Here is a 2,265-nt window from a genome sequence, read left to right as displayed (position 1 = left end):
CTCTGGCAACGTGCAGGTACTCAAGCTTCGACCGATCTGTCGATAGCTCCTCGTCGAACACGTCGAGGACGGCCAGACACCGTTCGATTTCTCGCGGCTGCTGGTCTAACTCAGACAGCGGTTCGAGCAACGCATCAGTCCCGTGCAGTTCCCGGTACGTCCGAACCCACTTCGCTAACCTCGTCCGGTGGGTCTCGACGGTACTTGTTGCTCGTCCACCACGGGTCTCTATCGACGTGAGGTACGCTTCGAGCGCGTTCACAGTAGCGTCGTGATCAACGTTCCACTCCCACTCATCAGTCGCCTCGTCTTCAAGGCCGACGAAGTTGACGAAAAACTGCTTGGGCGTCAAATCGTGATGCTCGCGGAGTGCGTACGCGATGCCACTGTATCCGTGCTCTGTGAGCCAGTCGTAGGTCGGAACATCGCGGTCCTCGTCGAACCCATCGCGATATCGCTTCGGTGCGATGTCTTGCCAGTAGACGTCGACGAGTTCGTCGAGGTCCATACGCGACCAGTTATAGCGACGACTGCGCGTCTTTGAGTCCGTGGATTCGTCGTCTGGTTGCTGGCTGGTGGACTGCTTTGTCATGCCGATTTACTGTCCGAAAGACCGTTTGCCGTGTTTCGGGACGGTTTCGAGCCGGTGAATTTCATTGGTCTTTGCTGCTTTTCACAGCAAAATAATACTTTGGCTTGTGCGGGAGTGGTCTAACTCAAACAGTCAATCGAATCTACCGCACGGCCAGCGAGCAACCGTCCTAGCCACACCTGTACTCACTCGGGTGGTTGTGCGTCGTGTTCGATCTCTTCGCGAGCTTCAATTGAGATTCATGTCGACTTCCCATCGGTAGCTTCGCCCACCAGTTTGGCCCTTGTTCTCGTCGGTTCGAATGAGGAACCCGAGCATGTGGAGGTCATCGAGGTGATTCTGAATCGATTTCAACGAGGTCAGGTGATCGTGGCCCCATGCATCTGCGACGGGTTCGTACCGCTTTTGGACACGTTTGGTCCGCACCGACTCGTCGTCGGCCAACTGTTGGCGGGCAACGGCCTCGAGTACCAGCTGTGCGTGCATGGTTTGGTCATCGATTTTGTCACGGAGTTGGCCACGGTTGACCTGTTTCCGGACTCTTTCGACGTGCTCCGCAGTAACCGTCGTAGAGCCAGCCTTTTGCGCAGCGTCTGCGGCTTCACGGAGGAGGTCAATCGCTTGCCGGGCACTCCCGTCATCTTTCGCGGCGAAGGCAGCACACGCTGAAATGGCGCTGTCTACACATGTACCATCGACAAAAGCACGCTGAGCGCGGTCGGTGAGAATAGTTTTGAGCTCGCCAGCATCGTACGTTGAAAACGAGATCTCGTGCTCCATGAGTGTCGACTTAACTTTTGCAGAGAGTGTGTTGCGGAATGTGTAGTTGTTCGAAATTCCGATAAGGCCGACTTTGGCCTCGTTTATGTGCCCGTTTGCGCGTGCTCGTGGGAACTCGTAGAGTAGCGGATCGGGGTCTGATAAGTGGTCAATTTCGTCGAGGACAAACAGGTGGGTTCCTCCGAGACGTTCCATCTGGGTGTATAACTCTTCGAATGCGTCTGCCGTTGATGGCCCCTTCTTCGGGAACGAGGCTGTGCCCTCGGGGCGGAGACTGTTAACGAGGTGGCGAACGGCCGAATAGACACTCTGGTTGTTGCAATTGACCTTCGTGACGTGGATTTCGTCCGCCGTATCGCGACGAAGTGCTTCGCGTTGGAGTTCACTGAGCACGAAGTTCGTCACCGCAGTTTTTCCGACACCCGCCTTCCCGAACAGGAAGATGTTGTCGGGGCTGCGACCGAAGAGCGCGTCGGTCAGCGCGTGTTTGTATTCTTCAACCTCGGAATCGCGTTCGAGAATCTCGTCTGGCTGGTACTCCTCTTTTAGTACACGCTTCTCACGGTAGATCTCGTCTTCGACGTCCTCAAACAGGCCACCCATTGATGTTCCGAACTTCCTGACATAGTAGTATAAATGAATGGTTCGAGTGTTTCGAGTGTCTCGTGTTTATATATGATGGTGGGAGGGGTAATTTCGAGTGTTCCCTTGGAATAATGGGCACGGGATCAAACTTCGTTGATTGCCGAGAGGGTAACGCGTATGAAGCAAGTATTAAGCAGCGTACCTAGGCGTAGGTAGAACACTCGAAATCACCTCTCTCTTTCTCGAGCAGTAAGCACACAGACCCACCACATTCGCACAGTACTTCCGTTGGAAGTGTGCTGAACACT

2 pseudogenes are annotated in these 2,265 nt (G+C 54.6%); both read right to left on the bottom strand.

Features of this window, described 5'->3' with window-relative positions:
- Positions 1-508: pseudogene (locus QT222_RS02200) on the bottom strand (site-specific integrase); the annotation flags it as partial.
- Positions 509-777: 269 nt separating this feature from the next.
- Positions 778-1,975: pseudogene (locus QT222_RS02195) on the bottom strand (AAA family ATPase).
- Positions 1,976-2,265 lie beyond the last annotated feature (290 nt).

It is taken from the genome of Haloferax sp. s1, assembly GCF_058382125.1.
This window is presented reverse-complemented; position numbering and strand designations above follow the sequence as displayed.